Genomic DNA, 19,597 nt, shown 5'->3' with positions numbered 1-19,597 from the left:
ACGCCCCGAATCCCACCGCCCAGGCGAGAAAGAAAAGATCACCATGAACGCACCCGCGCACATCGGAGTCACCGGACTCGCGGTGATGGGTCGTAATCTGGCCCGCAACTTTGCCCGCCACGGCTATACGGTCGCCGTCCACAACCGGACCCCGTCGCGTACCCGGTCCTTGTTGCAGGAATTCGGCCACGAGGGCAGCTTCGTACCGGCCGAAACCGCCCAAGGACTTGTCGCGTCCCTGCAGCGCCCCCGCCGGCTCATGATCATGGTGCAGGCGGGAGCGGCCACGGACGCCGTCATCGACGAGTTCGCCCCGCTGCTGGACGACGGCGACATGATCATCGACGGCGGGAATGCCCACTTCGCCGACACCCGGCGCCGTGAGGCGGATCTGCGGGAACGTGGTATCCACTTCGTCGGAGCAGGCGTCTCCGGCGGCGAGGAAGGCGCCCTCCACGGACCGTCGATCATGGTGGGCGGTTCGAAGGAGGCCTACGCCATCCTCGGCCCCATGTTCGAGACCATCAGCGCCCACGTCGACGGACAAGCCTGCAGCACGCACATCGGGTCCGACGGCGCCGGCCACTTCGTGAAAATGGTCCACAACGGCATCGAGTACGCCGATATGCAGCTCATCGCCGAAGCCTACGACCTGCTGCGCCAGGTCGCCGGGTACAGCCCGGCCGAGATCGGCGAGATCTTCCGCACCTGGAACAAGGGGCGCCTCGAGTCTTACCTGGTCGAGATCACCGCTGAGGTGCTCTCCCACACGGATCCCGGCACCGGGAAGCCGTTCGTCGACGTGGTCGCCGACACCGCCGGGCAGAAGGGCACCGGCCGCTGGACCGTACAGACCGCCCTCGACCTGGCGTCCCCCGTCACGGCCATCGCTCAGGCGACCTTCGCACGAGCGGCTTCCGGACAGGCCGCCCTGCGCACCGCCTACCGCCCGCTGCCCGGCGGCGTGCGGATACCGATGAGCCGCTCCGAGGCCGAACGCTTCACGGCGCAGGTCGAGCAGGCGCTGTACGCGTCCAAGGTCATCGCCTACGACCAGGGCTTCAAGATGATCCAGGACGCCGCGCTCGGATACGGCTGGGACATCGACTTCGCAGCGGTGGCCGGCATCTGGCGGGGTGGCTGCATCATCCGTGCCGCCTTCCTCGACCGGATCCGCACGGCGCACGCGGCCGACCCTCAGCTCGTCAGCCTGCTCGCCGAGCCCGGATTCGCGCAGGAGATCACCGCGGCCCAGGTCCCCTGGCGCGAGGTCGTCGTCGCCGCCGTTCGCCGCGGCGTCCCGACTCCGGCCTTCGCCGCAGCGCTGTCGTACTACGACACCCTGCGAGCCGATCGGCTGCCCGCCGCACTGCTCCAGGGTCAGCGGGACTACTTCGGCGCCCACACCTACCGGCGCAACGACCGACAAGGCACCTTCCACACCCACTGGGCGCACCCCGACCACCCTGAGACAGAGGTCTGATCGAACGGACCAACGGCAGCTTGCCTGGGTGTGCCGCACCCACCCTCACACAGCCTCCCTCTTTTACGTCCCGTCGACCAGTGTGGTGTTCACACCCCACCGGACCTTCGCCTCTTCGACCCTTGAGAAGGAATGTCATGTCTCTCACCTCGTACCGCACCCTCGGCCGCTCCGGACTGCGCGTGAGCCCTCTAGCCTTCGGCGCGATGAACTTCGACGACGGCAGCTGGGGCTCCGGCCCCGAGACCTCGTTCGGACTGCTGGACCACTACCTCGACGCGGGCGGTAACTTCGTGGACACCGCGAACATGTACAACGGTGGCGCCTCCGAGGAGACCCTGGGCCGCTACTTCGCCCAGCGGCCCGGCCGTCGTGAGCGTGTCGTCCTGGCGACGAAGTTCGGCGGCAACATGGCCGCCGACGACCCCAACTCCGGTGGCGCCGGCCGCAAGGCGATCCGTGCCCAGCTGGACGCGTCCCTGCGGCGGCTGAACACCGACCACGTCGACCTGTACTGGATGCACCAGTGGGACCGGCACACCCCGATGGAAGAGACCCTGTCCACCCTGACCGACCTGGTACGCGCCGGGAAGATCCACGCCATCGGCCTGTCCAACGTGCCGGCCTGGTGGGTCGCGGAGGCCGCCACGACCGCACGGCTGCGCGACTGGGAGCCCGTCGCCGCCCTCCAGGTGGAGTACTCCCTGCTGGCCCGCAGCGTAGAAGGGGAAACCTTCGGTGCCGCCCGCCGCTTCGGACTCGGCATCACCCCGTGGTCCCCGCTGGCCAGCGGTGTCCTGTCCGGCAAGTACTCCCGGGCCACCAGCGAGGTGGCCGGTTCCGGCCGCACCGCGTACGCCGCCGCCTACCTGAACGAAGCCACCTTCGTCCTCCTCGACGCCCTGCAGCGAATCGCCGACGACCTCGGCACGACCGTGGCCGCGGTGGCGCTGTCCTGGGTCCGCCAAAGGTCCGAGGTGACCTCGACGCTGGTCGGCGCGCGGACGCAGGAGCAGCTGGCGGCCAACCTCGCCTCGCTCGACGTCACCCTCACCGACGAGCAGATCAACGAGCTGAACGTCCTCACCGCGCCCACCCTGGACTACCCGCACAACATGATCGACTCCATGGTCGGTTTCCAGCAGGGCGACACCACCATCAACGGCCTGGCCGCCAAGGCCTTCGTCCGCTGAGCCCCCTCCATACGACGGCACGACGAGAACGGAGCACACCATGGACGAGACTCTTGAAATCACCACCCTGCGCCCGGCTCCGGGCCAGACGGCGGACGACTTCGTGAAAGCCAATGCCGACATCGATGCCTATCTGAAGCGGCAGCCCGGCTTCCTGTGGCGGCGCATCGTCGCCACCGACGACGGACGCGTCATCGACATCGTCGCCTACGACAGCCTGCCGCACGCCCGCGCGGGCGCCGCCGGCATCACCGGCGAGATGGCAGGCTCTCCCGTCCACGCCACGATCGACCACGACAGCGTGGACTGGCAGCTCACCACCGCGCTGCACCACCTCGCGTGAGGCAGGCACCAGCATGCCGTTCGCCGACGAACTCATCAGCCGCCACACCGCGCAGAGCCTCACGCGCGCCATCCGGGCCGCCGCTCCGCACGCAGGCCTTACAGCACTGCGCGCGGCATCCCGGCAGATCGACCCCCTGTCCCTGCGGCAGCGCGCCGACCTGCTGCGCGACGCACTGCTGATGGACCTGCCGGGTGACTACGCCGCCCTCGCCGAGGTCGTGCGCACCGCCCGCGACCAGGCACCGCACTTCACCGGATGGCTGATCTGGCCGGTCACCGACGCGGTCGCCACCCGCGCCGTCCAGCAGGGCGACCCTGCCTCCTTCGACGACGCGATGGAACTGCTCGCGAGCCTCACCGGACGCCTGTCCTCGGAGTTCGCGATCAGGACGCTGCTGCGCCACGACCTCGACCGGGCGCTCGCCACCGTCGTCGGCGGTTGGACCGGATCGGCGGACACCGATGTCCGCAGACTCGCCTCCGAAGGCACCCGCCCCTACCTGCCCTGGTCGGTACGGGTGCCGCAGATCCTGGCCCGTCCCGGCGTGACCGTACCTGTCCTGGACGCCCTGTACCGGGACGAGAGCGAGTACGTACGCCGCTCGGTCGCCAACCACCTCAACGACCTCAGCCGCGACCACCCCCAGATCGCCGTCGACACCGCCCGCCGGTGGCTGGAGAGCCCCGACGCCACCACGCAGCGCCTGGTGCGCCACGCACTGCGGACCCTGGTCAAACGGGGGCACCCCGGGGCGCTGGAACTGCTCGGCTTCGCCCCCGCGGTCCTGGACGTCGAGGGGCCCCGGCTGGACCGCGCCGTCGTGCCGTTCGGCGGGAGCGTCCGGTTCACCGCGTCGATCCGCAACGCCGGAGACGCGCCGGCGCGGCTGGCGATCGACTACATCGTGCACCACCACAAAGCCAACGGCGGCCAAACCGGCAAGACCTTCAAGCTCACCACCCGCACCCTCGCGCCGGACGAGCGCGTCGAGGTGTCGCGCGAGCACTCATTCCGGCCGATCACCACCCGCCGCTACCACCCGGGGCCGCACGCGATCTCCGTACAGGTCAACGGAGTCGAGTCGGACCGCACCGAGTTCGAACTGGCCGCCCCGGACCCACCGTGACCCGCGGTAGGAGACAGGGCGGCGCGCGCAGCGTTGGCCGACGATCCCCCTGCGCGCCCGCTCACATCAGGCACGTGCGTCACTCGTCTGCGGACAGACAGATTCACCACACCGGCAAACCAGGACCGAACCCGTCCACATCTGCCCCTAGCGTCGCAAGTGACACCAGAAATACCTTTCTCGAAGGAGGCCCGAATGAACACCACACCCGCGCATGACGGAAAACCCGGCCTGGCTCAGGCCGACGAGAGGGCGCTGAAGGTCCGGGCCCAGTACGAGCAGATCGAACAGCGTGTGCTGGGCAGGACCTGGACGCTGCCGGAGCTCGCCCTGGGCTTCACCAACGACGCCGCTTACGTGGGACGGCTGGTGCTCGCAGCGGAACGCACCTGGGGCATCGACGGTGACGTGGATGCCGAACTGCGGCACAAGCTGGCCGAATCCATGTGGTGGGTCTTCGTGCTCGCCGACCGGCTCGGCATCGACATGCCGCAAGCCTACGAGGACACCATGGACCGCATCGGCGGCGGACTGCAGCAGACCCTGCGCGGCATGGGCGCGTAGGGGGGCCGTACGCGGGTCCGGTGCCTGAGAGCCGGTCCGGCCCTGCGTCCTGCCTCCGTCTTCTTGCGGCGGCGCAGCCGGCCGGACCCCGGCGCGGCAGCCGCGGACGTCCTCACCGCTCGCCGGCAGCGGTGTCACATCGACCGCATCAGCTCTTGTACACGGCGCTGGAACGCTTCTCGTACGGTGTCGGGCTCCAGGACCTTCAATGGGGTGGCCCGGCTGAGAAGGTAGCGGGCGAGGTCGTCAGCGGTATGTCCGCCGATCTCGACCAGCGTGGCCCCGGACCCGTCCGGACGGTGAACGCCCATCGAGGCGGGGATGAGCTGCACTGCTTGCTCCATGGGCAGGGGCACCCGGACCGTGGTGTAAACGGGGTAGGTGCCCGCCGGAATGGCCTCGCGGACCAGCTGTACGGGGTCGGGCGGATCAGGGATCTTGACGGCACGTTGTGTCGTGCGGATCCGCAGGACGCGGTCGGCCCGGAAGGTACGCCACTGCGCTCGTGCCACATCCCGGGCCACGAAGTACCAGTGCCGCGCCGTGTGCACGAGGCGGTAGGGGTCGACCTCGCGGGTCGAGGCCCGGCCTTCCCGGTCGCGGTAGGTCAAGGTGGCGCGCTCACCCCGGCGGCAGGCATCGGTCAGCGCGAGCAGCATGCCGGAGGCGATCTGCGGCGCGTCGCTGCGCGGGGCATGGACCAGGGCAGTGTCCATTTCAGCCAGCCGTGCGGCGACCCTCGGAGGCAGGACCTGCCGCAGTTTCAGCAGGGCCGACAGCGCTGATTGATCATCGCCGAGGGCGCCGCCGAGTGCGGCTTCGCGGAGCCCGACCGTCACGGCCAGGGCTTCGTCGTCATCGAGGACCAGTGGCGGCATGCGGGTGCCGGCCCGCAGGCGGTAACCGCCCCAGGGACCGGGATCGGACTCGACGGCGTAACCGAGTTCCCGGAGTCTGGCCACGTCGCGCCGGACCGTGCGCTCGGTGACCTCCATTCTCCGGGCCAGCTCCGCGTTGGTCCAGAACGGGCGTGCGGACAGTAGGGAAACCAGGCGCAGCAGGCGGGCAGAGGTACTGATCACACTCGGAATCCTTTTCGATGACCAGGACCGAAGCTGTCCTGGTCGCGCCATAGCGTCCTTCTCATGACCACAGAACACACCCCCGTACACGACGCAGGCCGGCCGCAGCACCGGATCTGGGACGAGATGAAACCGACGCCACTGGGCGATTTCGGAGACCGCGTCATGTTCAAGGCTCTGACCGTCGACAAGGCACAGGTGCTCAAGGTGGAGATCGCAGCGGGCACGGTGATCCCCAATCTCGCGGATCCCAGCGAACAGGAGGTCCACCCGATGGAACAGATCGACGTCATCGTGTCCGGCCGGATGAAGTACACGGTAGGCAAGGAGGATTTCGTCCTCGGGGCGGGGGAAGCGCTGGGGATCCCGGGCGGAGTGCCCCATTCCGCCGTAGCGCTTGAGCACACCACCATGTTCGAAGTCTTCACGCCGGTCCCGGGGTTCCCGACCGGAGAAGTCCGGACGCCGTGATCCCGACAATGGAGTCGTCCATGGCCTTCCACGCCGATTCCGTTCCCGCGGTCCGCTACCTGGCCGTCACCTTCGACTGCCCCGACCCCGCCGAGCTGGCGCGCTTCTACAGTGCAGTGCTCGGCCTGCCCGTCTCCCGTTCCACCGGCGGCTTCGCGCTGGTGGAACGGGAGGGTACACCCGGCCTGGGCTTCTACCGCGTCGACGATTACCAGCGTCCCACCTGGCCGGATGCCTCCGTGCCGAAGCAGGCTCATCTCGATCTGGGCGTGGACGACCTGGACGCGGCCCAGGACCGGCTCATCGCTCTGGGAGCCGTTGCAGCCGACACGCAACCGATGCCCGGCCGGCGGCGCGTTCTGCTCGATCCCGCGGGTCACCCGTTCTGCATCACTGTCTGCTGACACCGGTCCGCGCTCCGACCGGAGCGCGGACCCTGGCCCGGGGAAACCGCAGATCACCGCTCAGGTGAACGCAGCCGGTGGCACGCCGGAAGCCGCAGCCCAGGCCGGGTACCCCGCATCGCGCGGAAGCGGCGACCAGGTGCGGTCCCCGCCTCAGCTGTCCCGGTCGACGGGTATGTAGTTCGCGTACGCCTCGATGCGGTGGATCAGTTCGCCGTCGTCGAAGCCGAAGTAGACCGCGGCGTGCACCTCGCCACGCCGGCCGTCCTTCCCCTTCACGTGCACGACGTGCTGCTGGAGGACCCCGCCCGGCTGGGAGAGCTGGCGCAGGACGTCGTAGCGGATTGATTCGTAGGAGCCGATCTGCCTCTTCAGTCCGTCGAAGTACTCGTCGAGCGTCTCGTCGCCCTTGCCGTCGTTGTGCCAGACGGTGGCAGTCTGCGCGCACACAGCACGCGCGGCCTGCCAGTCGGACTCTTCCAGGAAGCGGAGGTAGGTGACGACCTTGTCCTTGAGGTTAGAGCTCATGATGGTTGGTTCTCCTTGCGATGTGCGCCCACTGGTGCCGAAGCGGTGGGAATTGCGGTGACGTTGCTGTGGAGCACGGCGTGCACCCGGTTTCCGGCGGGCAGAAGGTGGTCGCTGGGCGTGGCCATGAAACGGTGCGGGGCAGGCGGCGGCGGTGAGGGCGAAGCCGGGCCGGGGCCGACGGTCACAGATGCCGGTGTGGGTTCAGGCGGCGGGCGGGTCGTCGTGGTTGACGATTCCGTAGCCGGATGCGAGGTCGGTGTGCGCGGCGTCCTCGCGGGCGTCGGCCGGGCCGACCTGGTGGAAGAGGCCCTCGATGGCTCCTGGGTTGTTGATGACGAGGACCTCGGCGGTCGGCGTGATGGTCTGGAAGGTGTGCGGGACCAGCCGGGACACGTAGATGTAGGCGCCGGGTTCGGCGTCGCGGACCTCGCACGCGTCGAGTGAAGTCGATCCGACCCAGAACCGGACCCGGCCCGACAGGACGACCCAGCTCTCGTCCTCCCGGCTGTGGGTGTGCAGCGGGGGCGCGTCCTCGCGGCCCACGGTCAGGCGCATAACGCTGACCGCTCCACTGGTCTCGGCGTTGGTCGCGACCTGTTCGATCACGTTGTTGTAGTAACGGAAGTCCTGGCCGTCACCAGGGTTGCGGACAAGGGCGATGCTCATGATGCGGTCTCCTTGCGACATGCCGGCCCCATGGCGGAAGCCGACTCGTCGAAGCCGATGAGGTTGATGCTGCAGCGCGGATGCGCGCGGCGAAGATCTGCGGCGGTGCGGTGCCGTGGCGGCTCCGCATGCCGGTAGCGCCCATCGCCCAGGACGGGGAAGGCCCCGGCGGACAACAGGGTGATGCCGTCGAATGCGCCCGGTCCCGGCCGGGGCGGGCCTGACCGGCCGGTCAGGGCCGTCGCCTACTGCGGTGGCCGGTGGATCCAGGAGGGCAGCAGGGCGTACAGGCGGACCGCGATCTCCTCGGGGTCGCAGTCGGTGTTGCCTCCGACGGCGGCCGAGAAGACTCCGTGCACTCCGGAAGCCGTGTAGACGTCCTCGACCGAGTTGTGCGGGCCCGACTCCCGCTCGTTGACGCCGAGGTCGCGCCGCAGAGCGTGCAACTGATCGAGGAGGAGGTCGCCGATGCCCATCAGCCCGCTCGACGACCGCCAGGTCGAGGCCAGCAGGAACAGGTCCCTGCGCTGCTTGAGCGAGTCGAGCATCGCATTCAGCGTTGCCACAGCTGCCTCGGCCGGTTCCGCCCCCCTGTGCCGACTGCTGATGTTCAGATCGTGAAGGGCACGGAAGTCGTCCGCGATCACGTACACCGCAGCCTCTTCGACCGAGTCGAAGTGGTTGTAGAAGGTCGCACGGTGGATGCCGGCGGCTTCGGCCAGCGCGGAGACCGAAGGACAGGTGTGCGTCCGCTGCATGAGATCGGCCAGAGCGTCCGCGATCGCCCGCCGTGAACGGGTGAAACGCGGATCCGCTTCGACGGCCGGGGACTGCTCGCTCACCATGCAAGCACATTACTGCGCAGCTCATCGACCGGCTTCACCCCCTCCGTTTTCGGCGGCCACCTGTGCCGCGCGCCCGCAGTCACACGGAGCGCCGCCACCATGACGGCGCCCGTGATGCCGTGGGCCACCGCCTCTCGGCGGGAACGGTCCGACGGGCCGCCACAGGGGTGCCCCGAGCCCCGGTCTGCCTGGGTGACCCGTGGTGTCTGGGCACTGAAGACCTCTACGGACATGGCACTCCCTCGACTGGTTCGCATCCGACGCTACCACTATTCGACAGGTGTCGAATAGTGGTTTACGGTGAAGCAGGAACAGCCCACCGACCAAGGACGCACCATGCCGAGCACCGACAGCACCACCTCCACCACGGCGACCGAGGACAAGTTCGCCGTGGTGGAGACCCTCTACCGCTACGCCGCGGGCCTGGACCTGCGTGACAAGGACCTGCTCTCCTCCGCCTTCGCGGACGACGCGGTGGCCGACTTCGGCCCGGCCACGAAGAAGGCCGGCCAGGAGTACCCGCCGATCGAGGGCAGGGACACCATCGCCACGGCCCTGCTGGCCTCACTCAGCCATCTGGACACCACGCACTCGGTGAGCAACCCGCGGGTGACTCTCGACGGCGACACGGCGCGTCTTGAAGGGATCGTGGCCTGTCAGCACCTGCCCCGCCAGGACCACTCGCGGCACGTCCTGATGACCAACCGGTACGACGTCTCCCTGGCGCGCCAGGGAGACGTCTGGGTCATCCGGCACCTCACCGTCGACAACGCCTGGACCGAGGGCGACCCCACCGTCCTCGCCGGCATCTAGGAACACCCGCCGGGCGGCAGGGCGGCCCCTGCCGCCGACGGCCCCGCCCGCGGCACAGCCGCAAACGCCTCTCGCGCGCCAGCCGGCTCCCGTGTGCGGCGCTGTCGCACCTCGTGCGCGGCTGCCCGCACGCGCTCCGGGCCCTCGTGACGACCCGAGGCGCACCCCGGGCGAAAGTGCAACCAGCCCGCTCGCGCATCGAGTGTGCGCTCCTCCCTCTTCTTCCGCTCGCAACTTTCCTTCTCAGAAAAAGGACTCCCATGAGCGACACCCCCCTCCCGGACCGGGTCCGGGACCGCGCCGAGATCCTGGGACTGTTCACGGCCTACGCCTTCGGCCTGGACCGCCGTGACTTCGCCCGCGTCGGGTCCGTCTTCACCGACGACGCCGACGTACAGAACGCCTTCGACGACTACCTGCCGGAAGGCAGAAAGTTCAGCGGCGTCACCGTCGGCGGCGACGCCGTGGCCGACGGCGCCCGCCGCCTCTTCGCCGCTCTCGACGCCACCCAGCACCTACTGGGCGCCCAGAGCGTCGAGTTCACGGACACCGGGGCGCACGCGTCCACCCAGATCGTCGCCCACCACCACCGAGGCAGCGACTACTACCACACCGGCGGCACCTACGAGGACGACCTCGTGCGTACGTCCGACGGCTGGCGCATCTCCCGTCGCACCCTGCGCATCCACTGGACGACCGGCAGCCCCGAAGTGTTCCTCGCTCCCTGAACCGACCGGCCGACGGCAGACGTCCGTCCGACCCCTCCACCGCCCCGCCGCACACGGATGCCCCTGAAGCACGCAGCGCTTCCGTCGCGGATCGCCGCGCTTCCTGGGTGCGGCGCACCCCCCTTCACACGGCCTCCCACTCCGGCAGCCCGTCAACGAGTGTGGTGTGCACCGCCGGACGCGTCCGGCCCGTACGCCCGCCCCAGGCGGTCCGGTCCGCCGACGGTGCGGCAGAGCGACCTCATGCCACCGCACCGACGGCCGTGGCTCCCACCAGGAGCCTCAAGCGCTCTGCCACCCCGGTGGCGCGAGCCGCATCAAGGACCGGAACCGCACCATTCGTTCTGATTGATCTGATCCAAAGGAGCACGTCATGCAGTACAGGACACTCGGCAGTCAGGGACTGAAGGTCTCGGCGATCGGCTACGGCACGATGGGCCTGACGATGGCCTACGGCCCCGGCGACACCGAACAGGGCATCGCCGCCATCCGGCGCGCCCACGACCTGGGCGTCACCTTCTTCGACACCGCCGAGTTCTACGGCCTGGGCACCGGCTCCAACGAGAAGTTGCTCGGCCGAGCCGTCAAGGGCTTCCGTGACGAAGTGGTCCTGGGCACCAAGTTCGGCATCGACATGTCACTGCCGCCCGAGCAGATCGGCGGCGCCCTCGACAGCCGCCCGGAGAACATCCGCAGGGTCGCCGACAACAGCCTGCGTCACCTGGGCGTCGACCACATCGACGTCTTCTACCAGCACCGCGTCGACCCGGACGTGCCCATCGAAGACGTCGCCGGCACCGTCAAGGAACTCATCGACGCCGGCAAGGTGAAGTACTTCGGGCTGAGCGAGGCGGGCCCCGCGACCATCCGCAGGGCGCACGCCGTGCAGCCGGTCTCCGTCCTGCAGACCGAGTACTCCTTGTTCGAGCGGGACATCGAGCAGGTCTTCCCCACGCTCGACGAACTGGGCATCGGCTTCGTCGCCTACGCCCCGCTGGGACGCGGCTTCATCACCGGCGGTGCCAAGCCCGCCGGCCAGTACGACGCCACCGACATGCGCAACACCGACGCCCGCTGGCAGCCGGGCAACTTCGAGAGGAACGTCAAGGCCGTCGAACAGCTCACCGACCTCGCGTCCACCAAGCAGGCCACCGTCTCCCAACTGGCCCTGGCCTGGCTCCTTGCGCAGGGAGAACACACGGTGCCCATCCCGGGCACCCGCAGCCCAGAGCGCGTCGAGGAGAACACCCGGGCCGCCGACCTCACACTGACCGGCGCCGACCTGGCAGCGATCAACGCCATCCTGCCCCACGGTGGCTTCGGCGCCCGCTACGGCGAAGGCTACGCACCCATCTGGACCTGACCGTGCCCGAGCACCGCCCTTTGGCCCGGACACTGCCGAAGCCCTCACCGAAAGCGCCGACAGCGCAGTGCACCTGACCCGGTCCAGTCGCGGCAGGCTCCGCCGCCAGAGCCTGCCGCGGCGTCCAGGCCACCCGCCCGGCCCGCTGGAAGATCAGTTCTCACCCTGAGCACCGGAAAGACACGACGATCATGAGATCGTCCCTCGTTGAGCCGGCCACCGTCGCCCCCGGCACGGACAGACCCAGGCGTTGCACGACGCCGTCGGAGCGGCCCGGCGGGTGGAGGACCTCGGCTACCACCGCATCTGGTACGCCCGAACACCACGACACCACGACACCGCCGGCTTCGCCTCGCAGGCCCCGGAAAACCTCCTCGCCCTGGTGGCCCGCGCCACCCGGCGCATCCGAGTCGGCTCCGGAGCGGTTCTGCTCAACCACTTCAGCCCCTACAAGATCGCCGAGGTCTTTCTGCAGCTGGAAGCCCTCACGCCCGGCCGGATCGACCTCGGACGGGCTACCACAGGCCCCCTGGCCGGCCAACTCATCGAGCGCCGCCCTTAGGCCCGCACTGAGCTTCGGAGCCCAAGGCATGAGGGCGCTGTCCGCAAATGCCCTGAGGCGCGCCCGCTGGTCCACGCCTTCTTCCTGGGAGTATGAGGGGGTGCACCTGCCAGTCCTGCTCGTCTTCCACCAGGGCGGCAAGCGCTCCATCAAGAGCCAGATGGCGAAGGCCGCCAGCCTCACCCGCCTCCACTGGCGGGGCCGGTGGCACAGCGAAGGCGGCTGCCGCCCCTGCGACGGCCGTGTTCCGGTCGTGTCGGCCACGCTGGGGCTGCTGCGCGAGCACGGCCCGACCAGCCGTTCTTACCTGCACGACGACTTCCTGGCCGCGGTGGAGACCCTGACGTGGCCGGCCATGGCCCCGATGTCATGGACCGCTTTACTTCTTACGTCGCCGGAAAGGTCTGCCGAGTGGTGTAGTTGCCAGGGTCGAGGACCGTCACCGTGCTGTGCGAAGCGGGGTCCGCAAGCGGGCTGAGAGCCGGAGCCCGTCGTTGATTGGTCTTCGCCGACTGCTGGTGGCCGCCCCGATTCATCTGCGTCCGGGACGTGAGCAGACCGTCCAGAGGGTTCCTGGCAACGAGCTCGCTGGACGACGCCTTTGAGGACGATTGAGGCCTCGTGTCCACACGCGCCCCGACAACCGAAGTCGCGACTGCTACCCGTTGAGATACGGCGACGACAAGACGCAGGACGCCTTGAGCTGATCACACGTCGGGTCGAGATGCCCGGACTCATCCTCTCAACGGTGTTACGCCGACTGCCGCCGTGCATCCGCCGATTCTTGGACTCCCGCTCGTTCCAGGAAAACGCGTCTGCTGGTGGCGTTCTGGGCAATGGCGAAACCGAGAAGGAAGACCTTCTGGCGTTCAAGACCGTAGGAGATCATGCGGTTGTTCCACATGCTCTGATCCAGCTGGTTGTGTACGGACTCGGAGTCGCTGCGGTAGGGGTAGAGCTGCTGGTGGGTGAGGGTGGACTCCGGAATCTGCTGCAGGTACTCGGCGCGGTGGAAGTCGCGTTCGGTGTCGCTTTTGAGGCGGCGGCCGGTATCCGGATCGGTGCCGATCCGGTCGTCGGGAGTCGTGGTGATGCCGACTTGGACGCGATACGGGTGGACGCCATGGCGGCAGGGGATGAGCAGCAGGTGGTACCAGCGTGATTTCGTACGGCCCTGCCGGTGTTCGAGGCGGTTGACGGGGACCGGGATCAGGGTGCTTGTTCCGTCATCGAGAAGAACGCGTTCCGCGATGCGGCCCTGGTCGCACCACAGGTCGTGGCGGCAGCGTCCGAAGCGCACGAGTTCGTAGGCGCGCGGCTTGACCGAACCGTGCTGCCTGTTGATGACCAGCAGACCCAGGCGGGCAAGGGCGTCGCGGTGGACGCCGCGGAACGCTCCGTCGTAGATGACACCCATGCAGCCAGGCAGTAAGCGGCTGAACTGGGCGAACGCGCGTACGGCTACAGCAGCCTCGTCCTCGTATTCACCGCGTGGTCGACGGCCCGGAGCCCACGGTCAGGCTCGGGGCGTTTCTGTCGAAAAGGCGAGGTGCCGTAGCTGTCGTCCTGCGCCCGCCGGGGATTGCGGGACAGCCCTAGGCGACGCGTCACATCTGTTGGCTGAAGAAGGTTCTTTCTACAAGCCCCACGAAAGTGGGGGCCTGTGCGAGATTGCGCGTGGAACTCGGTGATGAGTCGGGGCCAGGTTTCCCGGTCAAGCCCTGAGCGATCTGGATCGGGACGCTCGCACCGCAGGGTGCCGGATCAGGGCTCAGCCGGGCGCTGGCTCGAAGACCGTGCGGCGGCTTGGCGGCCTGGCAACCCGGTGACCCTCCAGCCCGGCGACCCAGTGACGCGCCGACCCTCCAGCCCGGCGACCTGACGGCCGAGGGATCGGTCACGCCCGTAGGTAGGTGAGGACTGCCAGCACCCTGCGGTGGGTCTCGTCCGCCGGGGGCAGGTTCAGCTTGGTGAGGATGCCGCCGATGTGCTTGCCGACCGCGGCCTCGGACACCACCAGCTCCTGTGCGATCGCGCCGTTGGACCTGCCCTCCGCCATCAGCGCCAGCACCTCGCGCTCGCGCGGTGTGAGCCGCTGCAGCGGATCGCGGCGGCGGCGCAGCAGCCGGCGCACCACCTCGGGGTCGAGCACCGTCCCGCCGTCCGCGACCTCGTGCAGCGCGTCGACGAACTCCTCGACCTGGCCGACGCGGTCCTTCAGCAGATAGCCGACGCCGGTTCCGTCGCCGGAGTCGAGGAGTTCGGAGGCGTACGTCCGTTGCACGTACTGGCTGAGGACCAGGACGGGAAGCGTGGGCCGCTTCTCGCGCAGCCGTACCGCCGCGTGCAGCCCCTCGTCCTGGAAACCGGGCGGCATGCGCACGTCCGTCAACACGATGTCGGGGATGTGCTCCTCGACCGCTGTGACCAGGGCTGCCGCGTCCCCGACGGCCGCCACCACCTCGTGACCGAAGCGGCCGAGCAGACCGATCAGCCCTTCCCGCAGCAGCACGCTGTCCTCCGCCAGTACTACGCGGAGCAATCGGCTGTCTCTGCCAATTCGCAAGGAACCTCCACAAGCAACAGCGTCGGGCCGCCCGGCGGACTGAACAAGGCGAGTCTGCCATCCAGCGCCGACACCCGGTCCGCGAGGCCGGTGAGTCCGCTGCCGGCCGAAGTGTCCGCACCGCCCCGGCCGTCGTCACGTACCCGGAGAAACAGGCGGCCGTCGCGGTGACCGCCGCTCACGCGCGCACGATCGGCCCCGCTGTGCCTGGCGACGTTGGCCAGCGCCTCGCAGACCACGAAGTACGCCGCGGACTCGACCGACCGGGGCAGTCGGCCCGGCAGTTCGAAGTCGACGTCGACGGGGATCACGGAGCGGTCCGCGGCATCGGCGACCGCGGCCGGCAGGCCGTAGTCCGCGAGAACCTTGGGGTGGATGCCGTGTATGAGCTCGCGCAGCTCCGCGAGCGCCAGGCCCGCCTCCTCGTGGGCCTTGGAGAGCTGGTCGGAGAGCGGGCCGGGCGCTACGTCCAGCCGGGCCAGGCCGAGGGTCATCGTCAGGGCCACCAGGCGTTGTTGGGCACCGTCGTGCAGATCACGCTCGATACGGCGACGCTCCGCCTCGAAGGCGTCCACCAACCGGAAGCGGGAGCTGGCCAGTTCGACCACCCTGGCGCCGAGTTCGTCCTCGCGAGAGGCGATCAGCAGTCGGACCAGCCGGCCGCGGGCGCCCGCCGCGACACCGAGCACGTAGCAGCACAGGCCCATGAGGAGCAGGCCCAGCACGGCGACGCCGAACGCGGTCGGCCAGGTGGTGACCGTCCACTGCTTGAGCACCTTCGTCTCCTCGCCGTCGCCGACCGTGGCCATCAGCAACGGGGTGGCGACCACGGACAGCGGGAAGAGCAGGACGACCGTGATCGCGAGGGCGTCGACCGGCCACAGGAGCACGGCGAACAGCAGCGCGTACCCGAGTTCTCGCCAGGTCGCCTGCTCGCGCAGGCGGAGGGTCAGCCAAGGCCGCAGTCCCGGCGCGGTCGGCTCCCGGTGCTGGTCGGATGCCGGGTCGTGGTCGATCAGGCGTAGCCTGCGCCGCTCCACCCGGGCCACCGGAATCCCGCTGAGGGCGAGCAGGACGAGCAGGGGAAGCCCCACCAGGACGAGGGCGAGCACCCCGCAGACCGCCGCCACCGTCACGATCACCACCAAGGTGGCGACGCCGGTCGCCGCGCCCGTGAGCAGATACGCGACAGAGCGCCAGGGCCAGGCTGACAGAAGGAAGTCCGGCCGGGACATGGCCTGCCACACGTTCTGAGCGTTCCGAGGGCGCATGGGGATCACCGTAGGAGGGCGGGTCCGCCCCGCACCATCGGGCCAGGGCGTGGACCGGGGGTAGGTCTGGCCCTACCCCAAGTCTCGTCCCTGCCGTACTGCGTCGGGAGGGTGCGCGGGCCGACCCTGAAGCACCGACGGCAATCACCGATGGGGAGTACGGACACCGACATGAGTGGGAACACATGAACGGCGACGCGGTCCGACTGCGCTGCGTAACCCGGCAGTACAGCTCCGGCGGCACGTCCGTCACCGCCCTCGACCAAGTGTCGGTCGGCTTCTCCAAGGGGACGTTCACCGCCGTGATGGGGCCGTCCGGCTCGGGCAAGTCGACCTTGCTGCAGTGCGCCGCGGGCCTGGACCGGCCCACGTCCGGCTCGGTCACCATCGGGGGGACCGAGCTGACCGGACTGAGCGAGACCAAACTGACCCTGTTGCGCCGGGAGCGCATCGGTTTCGTGTTCCAGGCGTTCAACCTGCTGCCCTCGCTGACCGCAGAGCAGAACGTGGCCCTGCCTCTGCGGCTCGCCGGCCGCCGCCCTCGGAAAGCCCGGGTCCGCGAGGTACTGGAGCAGGTCGGACTCGGCGAGCGGGCTCGTCACCGGCCGTCGCACATGTCCGGCGGTCAGCAGCAGCGTGTCGCTCTGGCCCGCGCCCTGATCACGCGCCCTGAGGTCCTGTTCGGCGACGAGCCGACCGGCGCGCTCGATTCGCGGACCGGCCGCGAGGTGCTCGTCCTGCTGCGCGGCATGGTCGACCGCGAGGGCCAGACGATCATTATCGTCACTCACGACCCGGTCGCCGCCTCGTACGCCGACCGCGTGGTCGTGCTCGTCGACGGCCGCGTCAACGGTGAGCTGGTCGGCGCCGGTGCCGAGGACATCGCCGCGCGCGTGACCAAGCTGGAGGCCCTGCCGTGCTGAGTACCGCTCTGCGCACTCTGCGCACCCGCTGGGTCACCTTCGTCGGCAGCTTTGTCGCCCTCTCGCTTGGCGTGGCGCTGATTGCCGTCATGGGGCTGGCCCTGTCGTCCTCGCTGGACGCACCCGGCCGGGAGCCCGAGCGGTTCGCCGCGGCACCGGTCGTCGTCAAGGGTACGGACACGCTGCGGGTGCGCACCCCGAACGGTGACCGCACCCGCGAGCTCGCGCAGCCGCGCCCCGTGCCCGAGGAACTGGTCGCCCGGCTGGAGGACCTCGGGCACGTCGTCGAGGACCGGTCGTTCGCCGTACGGGTCCGGGGCGGCCCCGGCGATCTGGTGGGCCACCCCTGGTCCACCGCCGCCTTCGCACCGTACGAGCTCGTCGCGGGACGCGCGCCGGAGGCGGCGGACGAGGTCGTCGTCAGCGGTGACTGGGCTCGGCCCGGAACGCGGGTGCGGACTGGCAGCGGCACGGTACGGGTTGTCGGCACCGTACGGGTCGTCGGTGCCGTGGCCGGGCTCGGCTTCGAGAACGCCGTCTTCCACACCGACGCCCGCGCCGCACAGTTGGCGCCGCGCAGCACGCAGCTCGTCGTCGCCGATGCCGATGCCGATGCCTACGTGGACGCGGCTGCCGTGCGCGAGACGGTGCGCAGCAGCGACGGCGTCCAGGTCCTCACCGGTGACGCGCGCCGGTACGCGGACGCCGATCCCGACCGTGACAGTGAGGCACTCACCGCGATGAACGCCATGTTCGGCACGGCGGGCGGTGTCACCGGGTTCGTGTCGGTGTTCGTGGTGGCGTCGACCTTCGCGTTCGCGGTGGCCCAGCGCCGCCGTGAGTTCGGGCTGCTGCGCACGGCAGGGGCGACGCCGGGGCAGATCCGCCGCATGGTCGTCTCCGAGGCTCTCCTGATCGGTGTGCTCGCCTCGGCGGCCGGCTGCGTACTCGGCTCGTACGGGGCGCCGCAGCTCGCCGAGTGGGCGGTCGACGAGGACCTCGCGCCCCGCTGGTTCACCATCGGAGATCACACCTGGCCGTATCACATGGCTTTCTGGGCGGGCCTGCTCGTGGCGCTGTCCGGGGTGCTGGCCGCGTCGTGGCGTGCGGGGCGCATCGGTCCCACCGAGGCGCTGCGCGGGGCGGACGTGGACACCGGGGCGATGACGCGGGGCCGCTGGGTGGTCGGCGCCGGTCTGCTGCTGATCGCCGTCGTCATGCCGGTCCTGGCCCTGGTGCACGACCCCGGCGACCTGCTGCACCGCAAGACGTACGTGAGCCGGCCCCTGTTGCTGATCACCGCGGTGGCGTTGCTCGCGCCGGTGCTGGTGCGCCCGCTGGCCCGGCTGATCGCCTGGCTGCCGGCCCGACTGCCCGGCGCCACCGGGATGCTGGTACGGGAGAACGCCGCCGCAGGCGTCCGGCGTACGGCCGCCGTCGCGGCGCCCGTCCTGGTCACGGTCGCGCTCGCGGGCTCGTTGCTGGGCGCCACCGCCACCCTCGACGGCGCGAAGGCGACCGAGGTCCGCGAGCAGACCGCCGCTGACTTCGTGGTCACCATGTCGGGCGGCGCGGGTTTTGACGAGGAGACGCTGAGGAAGCTCAAGGGCCCGAAGGGCCCGAAGAGCCCGAAGAGCCCGAAGAGCCCGAAGAGCCCGAAGAGCCCGAAGAGCCCGAAGAGCCCGAAGAGCCCGAAGAGCCCGAAGAGCCCGAAGAATCCGAAGAATCCGAAGAGGCTGAGCGGGGCGCCCCGCACAGAGGTCTCCGCGACGTCGTCGAGCGCCGTGTACGTCCTGGAGGACGGCGGGGCGCTCATCGAGTCCGAGGCCCGCGCCGCCGATCCCGGCCCGCTCACCCGCACCGCCCGGCTGCCGCTCGCCGCCGGGAGGGCGAGCGACCTGGACGACGACTCGATCATCGTCAACGAGGAGTGGGAACGGCACACCGTGGGACAGCGCGTGGACGTGTGGCTCGGTGACGGCACGAGGAAGTCCCTGGAGATCGCTGCGGTCATGACGATCGGCACCGGTAACAACGGCGTGTACGTCACGCCGCACAACGCTCCGCACGCGTACGTCGACCGGGTCGACGTACGCCTCGCGGACGTCAGGGACGCAGCTGCCGTTGCCGCCGTGGGCGTCGAACTGAGGGACGCGGTGCGGGCGTCCGGCGGGGAGGTGCACACCGCCGGGCAGTTGGTGCGGGCGGCGTACCCCGCGACCAACCGGACGACCCGGATGGGCGTCCTGCTGGTCCTTGGCATCGCCCTGCTGTACACCGGCATCTCGCTGGCCAACACCATGGTCATGGCGACCTCGGACCGGATCCGCGACCTGGCCGTGCTGCGGCTGGCCGGGGCCACCAGGTGGCAGGTGCTGCGGCTGGTGGGCGCCGAGGCTCTGATGGTGGTCGTGATCGGTGCGGTGCTGGGACTGCTGGTCGCCGGATTCAACCTGATGGGCATGTGGAGCGCACTGAACCTGCTCTCGGTGCGGACGCCGATCGAGACGCCGTGGGCGGCGCTCGGTGCGACCGTGGGCGCCTGCGCGGTGCTCGCCGTGGTTTCGTCCGTGGCGACCGCCGCCCTCGCCATGCGCCGCATGGGGGCGGAGCGTGCGGTGTGACGGGCTGAGGGCGCCCCCGGCACCACCCCCGGCACC

The 19,597-nt window shown here is 69.7% G+C and carries 19 protein-coding genes and 1 pseudogene; 13 read left to right on the top strand and 7 right to left on the bottom strand.

Translation table 11 applies throughout. The annotated features are described in order from the left end of the window. Positions 1-43 precede the first annotated feature (43 nt). The 5 genes from gndA (at position 44) to ACIOKD_RS14060 (ending at position 4,712) form a co-directional block, all read left to right on the top strand. Positions 44-1,483 (top strand): NADP-dependent phosphogluconate dehydrogenase, encoded by a 1,440-nt coding sequence (gene gndA / locus ACIOKD_RS14080; RefSeq protein ID WP_402082716.1) that lies wholly within the window; start codon positions 44-46, stop codon positions 1,481-1,483. Between the two features lie 137 nt (positions 1,484-1,620). Next, positions 1,621-2,676 carry an aldo/keto reductase gene (locus ACIOKD_RS14075; RefSeq protein ID WP_402082713.1) on the top strand — a complete coding sequence of 352 codons (1,056 nt, stop codon included), beginning with the start codon at positions 1,621-1,623 and terminating at the stop codon, positions 2,674-2,676. A 40-nt stretch (positions 2,677-2,716) separates the two neighbouring features. Beyond that, positions 2,717-3,019: a hypothetical protein gene (locus ACIOKD_RS14070; protein ID WP_365240276.1), complete on the top strand. Its 303-nt coding sequence runs from the start codon at positions 2,717-2,719 to the stop codon at positions 3,017-3,019. Positions 3,020-3,032: 13 nt separating this feature from the next. Continuing rightward, positions 3,033-4,148 (top strand): DNA alkylation repair protein, encoded by a 1,116-nt coding sequence (locus ACIOKD_RS14065; RefSeq protein WP_402082709.1) that lies wholly within the window; start codon positions 3,033-3,035, stop codon positions 4,146-4,148. A 195-nt stretch (positions 4,149-4,343) separates the two neighbouring features. After that, entirely contained in the window at positions 4,344-4,712 is a 369-nt protein-coding gene (locus ACIOKD_RS14060; RefSeq protein WP_402082706.1) for a hypothetical protein, read from the top strand. Positions 4,713-4,846: 134 nt separating this feature from the next. Here ACIOKD_RS14060 and ACIOKD_RS14055 read toward each other — a convergent pair whose 3' ends face one another. Then, positions 4,847-5,794, bottom strand: a complete 948-nt coding sequence (locus tag ACIOKD_RS14055) for a helix-turn-helix transcriptional regulator (RefSeq protein ID WP_402082703.1) — start codon at positions 5,792-5,794, stop codon at positions 4,847-4,849. A gap of 63 nt (positions 5,795-5,857) precedes the next feature. Between ACIOKD_RS14055 and ACIOKD_RS14050 the strand changes: the two genes are divergently transcribed. Next, the gene (locus ACIOKD_RS14050; RefSeq protein WP_402082701.1) at positions 5,858-6,265 is read left to right on the top strand and encodes a cupin domain-containing protein; all 408 of its coding nucleotides are present in this window, start codon (positions 5,858-5,860) and stop codon (positions 6,263-6,265) included. 20 nt (positions 6,266-6,285) lie between these two features. After that, on the top strand, positions 6,286-6,669 hold the full coding sequence (locus ACIOKD_RS14045; RefSeq protein WP_402082698.1) for a VOC family protein: 384 nt from the start codon (positions 6,286-6,288) through the stop codon (positions 6,667-6,669). Between the two features lie 153 nt (positions 6,670-6,822). On the opposite strand, the gene ACIOKD_RS14040 is transcribed toward ACIOKD_RS14045, so the two are convergent. The 3 genes from ACIOKD_RS14040 to ACIOKD_RS14030 form a co-directional block, all read right to left on the bottom strand. Then, positions 6,823-7,197 carry a nuclear transport factor 2 family protein gene (locus ACIOKD_RS14040; RefSeq protein WP_402082695.1) on the bottom strand — a complete coding sequence of 125 codons (375 nt, stop codon included), beginning with the start codon at positions 7,195-7,197 and terminating at the stop codon, positions 6,823-6,825. 204 nt (positions 7,198-7,401) lie between these two features. Further along, positions 7,402-7,866 (bottom strand): cupin domain-containing protein, encoded by a 465-nt coding sequence (locus ACIOKD_RS14035; protein WP_402082693.1) that lies wholly within the window; start codon positions 7,864-7,866, stop codon positions 7,402-7,404. 245 nt (positions 7,867-8,111) lie between these two features. Next, entirely contained in the window at positions 8,112-8,711 is a 600-nt protein-coding gene (locus ACIOKD_RS14030; RefSeq protein ID WP_402082690.1) for a TetR/AcrR family transcriptional regulator, read from the bottom strand. Positions 8,712-9,047: 336 nt separating this feature from the next. Between ACIOKD_RS14030 and ACIOKD_RS14025 the strand changes: the two genes are divergently transcribed. The 4 genes and pseudogenes from ACIOKD_RS14025 to ACIOKD_RS14010 all read left to right on the top strand — a co-directional run. Next, entirely contained in the window at positions 9,048-9,524 is a 477-nt protein-coding gene (locus ACIOKD_RS14025) for a nuclear transport factor 2 family protein (protein WP_402082688.1), read from the top strand. Between the two features lie 260 nt (positions 9,525-9,784). Beyond that, entirely contained in the window at positions 9,785-10,252 is a 468-nt protein-coding gene (locus ACIOKD_RS14020; protein ID WP_402082685.1) for a nuclear transport factor 2 family protein, read from the top strand. Positions 10,253-10,625: 373 nt separating this feature from the next. Further along, positions 10,626-11,615, top strand: a complete 990-nt coding sequence (locus ACIOKD_RS14015) for an aldo/keto reductase (RefSeq protein WP_402082682.1) — start codon at positions 10,626-10,628, stop codon at positions 11,613-11,615. Positions 11,616-11,847: 232 nt separating this feature from the next. Beyond that, positions 11,848-12,177 (top strand): annotated as a pseudogene (locus ACIOKD_RS14010) (LLM class flavin-dependent oxidoreductase); the annotation flags it as partial. A 751-nt stretch (positions 12,178-12,928) separates the two neighbouring features. Here ACIOKD_RS14010 and ACIOKD_RS14005 read toward each other — a convergent pair. The 3 genes from ACIOKD_RS14005 to ACIOKD_RS13995 form a co-directional block, all read right to left on the bottom strand. Continuing rightward, positions 12,929-13,594, bottom strand: a complete 666-nt coding sequence (locus tag ACIOKD_RS14005; RefSeq protein WP_402082680.1) for a hypothetical protein — start codon at positions 13,592-13,594, stop codon at positions 12,929-12,931. A gap of 480 nt (positions 13,595-14,074) precedes the next feature. Next, positions 14,075-14,719 carry a response regulator gene (locus tag ACIOKD_RS14000; RefSeq protein ID WP_402082677.1) on the bottom strand — a complete coding sequence of 215 codons (645 nt, stop codon included), beginning with the start codon at positions 14,717-14,719 and terminating at the stop codon, positions 14,075-14,077. After that, entirely contained in the window at positions 14,707-15,978 is a 1,272-nt protein-coding gene (locus ACIOKD_RS13995; RefSeq protein ID WP_402083529.1) for a sensor histidine kinase, read from the bottom strand. Before ACIOKD_RS13995 ends, ACIOKD_RS14000 begins: the two co-directional genes overlap by 13 nt. 221 nt (positions 15,979-16,199) lie before the next feature. Here ACIOKD_RS13995 and ACIOKD_RS13990 point away from each other — a divergent pair, with 221 nt between their 5' ends. Together ACIOKD_RS13990 and ACIOKD_RS13985 are read left to right on the top strand one after the other, a co-directional pair. After that, positions 16,200-16,937 (top strand): ABC transporter ATP-binding protein, encoded by a 738-nt coding sequence (locus ACIOKD_RS13990; RefSeq protein WP_402082675.1) that lies wholly within the window; start codon positions 16,200-16,202, stop codon positions 16,935-16,937. Then, on the top strand, positions 16,931-19,561 hold the full coding sequence (locus ACIOKD_RS13985) for an ABC transporter permease (protein WP_402082672.1): 2,631 nt from the start codon (positions 16,931-16,933) through the stop codon (positions 19,559-19,561). The genes ACIOKD_RS13990 and ACIOKD_RS13985 overlap by 7 nt, the downstream gene beginning before the upstream one ends. Positions 19,562-19,597 lie beyond the last annotated feature (36 nt).

This window comes from Streptomyces sp. NPDC087844, from assembly GCF_044742785.1.
Classification (GTDB): Bacteria; Actinomycetota; Actinomycetes; order Streptomycetales; family Streptomycetaceae; genus Streptomyces.
The sequence above is the reverse complement of the archived record's forward strand: the minus strand, read 5'-3'. Positions and strand labels throughout refer to the sequence as shown.

Coding starts and splice junctions, on each gene's coding strand:
- gndA (WP_402082716.1), top strand. CDS start 44: ATGAACGCACCCGCGCACATCGGAGTCACCGGACTCGCGGTGATGGGT.
- ACIOKD_RS14075 (WP_402082713.1), top strand. CDS start 1,621: ATGTCTCTCACCTCGTACCGCACCCTCGGCCGCTCCGGACTGCGCGTG.
- ACIOKD_RS14070 (WP_365240276.1), top strand. CDS start 2,717: ATGGACGAGACTCTTGAAATCACCACCCTGCGCCCGGCTCCGGGCCAG.
- ACIOKD_RS14065 (WP_402082709.1), top strand. CDS start 3,033: ATGCCGTTCGCCGACGAACTCATCAGCCGCCACACCGCGCAGAGCCTC.
- ACIOKD_RS14060 (WP_402082706.1), top strand. CDS start 4,344: ATGAACACCACACCCGCGCATGACGGAAAACCCGGCCTGGCTCAGGCC.
- ACIOKD_RS14050 (WP_402082701.1), top strand. CDS start 5,858: ATGACCACAGAACACACCCCCGTACACGACGCAGGCCGGCCGCAGCAC.
- ACIOKD_RS14045 (WP_402082698.1), top strand. CDS start 6,286: ATGGCCTTCCACGCCGATTCCGTTCCCGCGGTCCGCTACCTGGCCGTC.
- ACIOKD_RS14040 (WP_402082695.1), bottom strand. CDS start 7,197: ATGAGCTCTAACCTCAAGGACAAGGTCGTCACCTACCTCCGCTTCCTG.
- ACIOKD_RS14035 (WP_402082693.1), bottom strand. CDS start 7,866: ATGAGCATCGCCCTTGTCCGCAACCCTGGTGACGGCCAGGACTTCCGT.
- ACIOKD_RS14030 (WP_402082690.1), bottom strand. CDS start 8,711: ATGGTGAGCGAGCAGTCCCCGGCCGTCGAAGCGGATCCGCGTTTCACC.
- ACIOKD_RS14025 (WP_402082688.1), top strand. CDS start 9,048: ATGCCGAGCACCGACAGCACCACCTCCACCACGGCGACCGAGGACAAG.
- ACIOKD_RS14020 (WP_402082685.1), top strand. CDS start 9,785: ATGAGCGACACCCCCCTCCCGGACCGGGTCCGGGACCGCGCCGAGATC.
- ACIOKD_RS14015 (WP_402082682.1), top strand. CDS start 10,626: ATGCAGTACAGGACACTCGGCAGTCAGGGACTGAAGGTCTCGGCGATC.
- ACIOKD_RS14005 (WP_402082680.1), bottom strand. CDS start 13,594: ATGGGTGTCATCTACGACGGAGCGTTCCGCGGCGTCCACCGCGACGCC.
- ACIOKD_RS13995 (WP_402083529.1), bottom strand. CDS start 15,978: ATGTCCCGGCCGGACTTCCTTCTGTCAGCCTGGCCCTGGCGCTCTGTC.
- ACIOKD_RS13990 (WP_402082675.1), top strand. CDS start 16,200: ATGAACGGCGACGCGGTCCGACTGCGCTGCGTAACCCGGCAGTACAGC.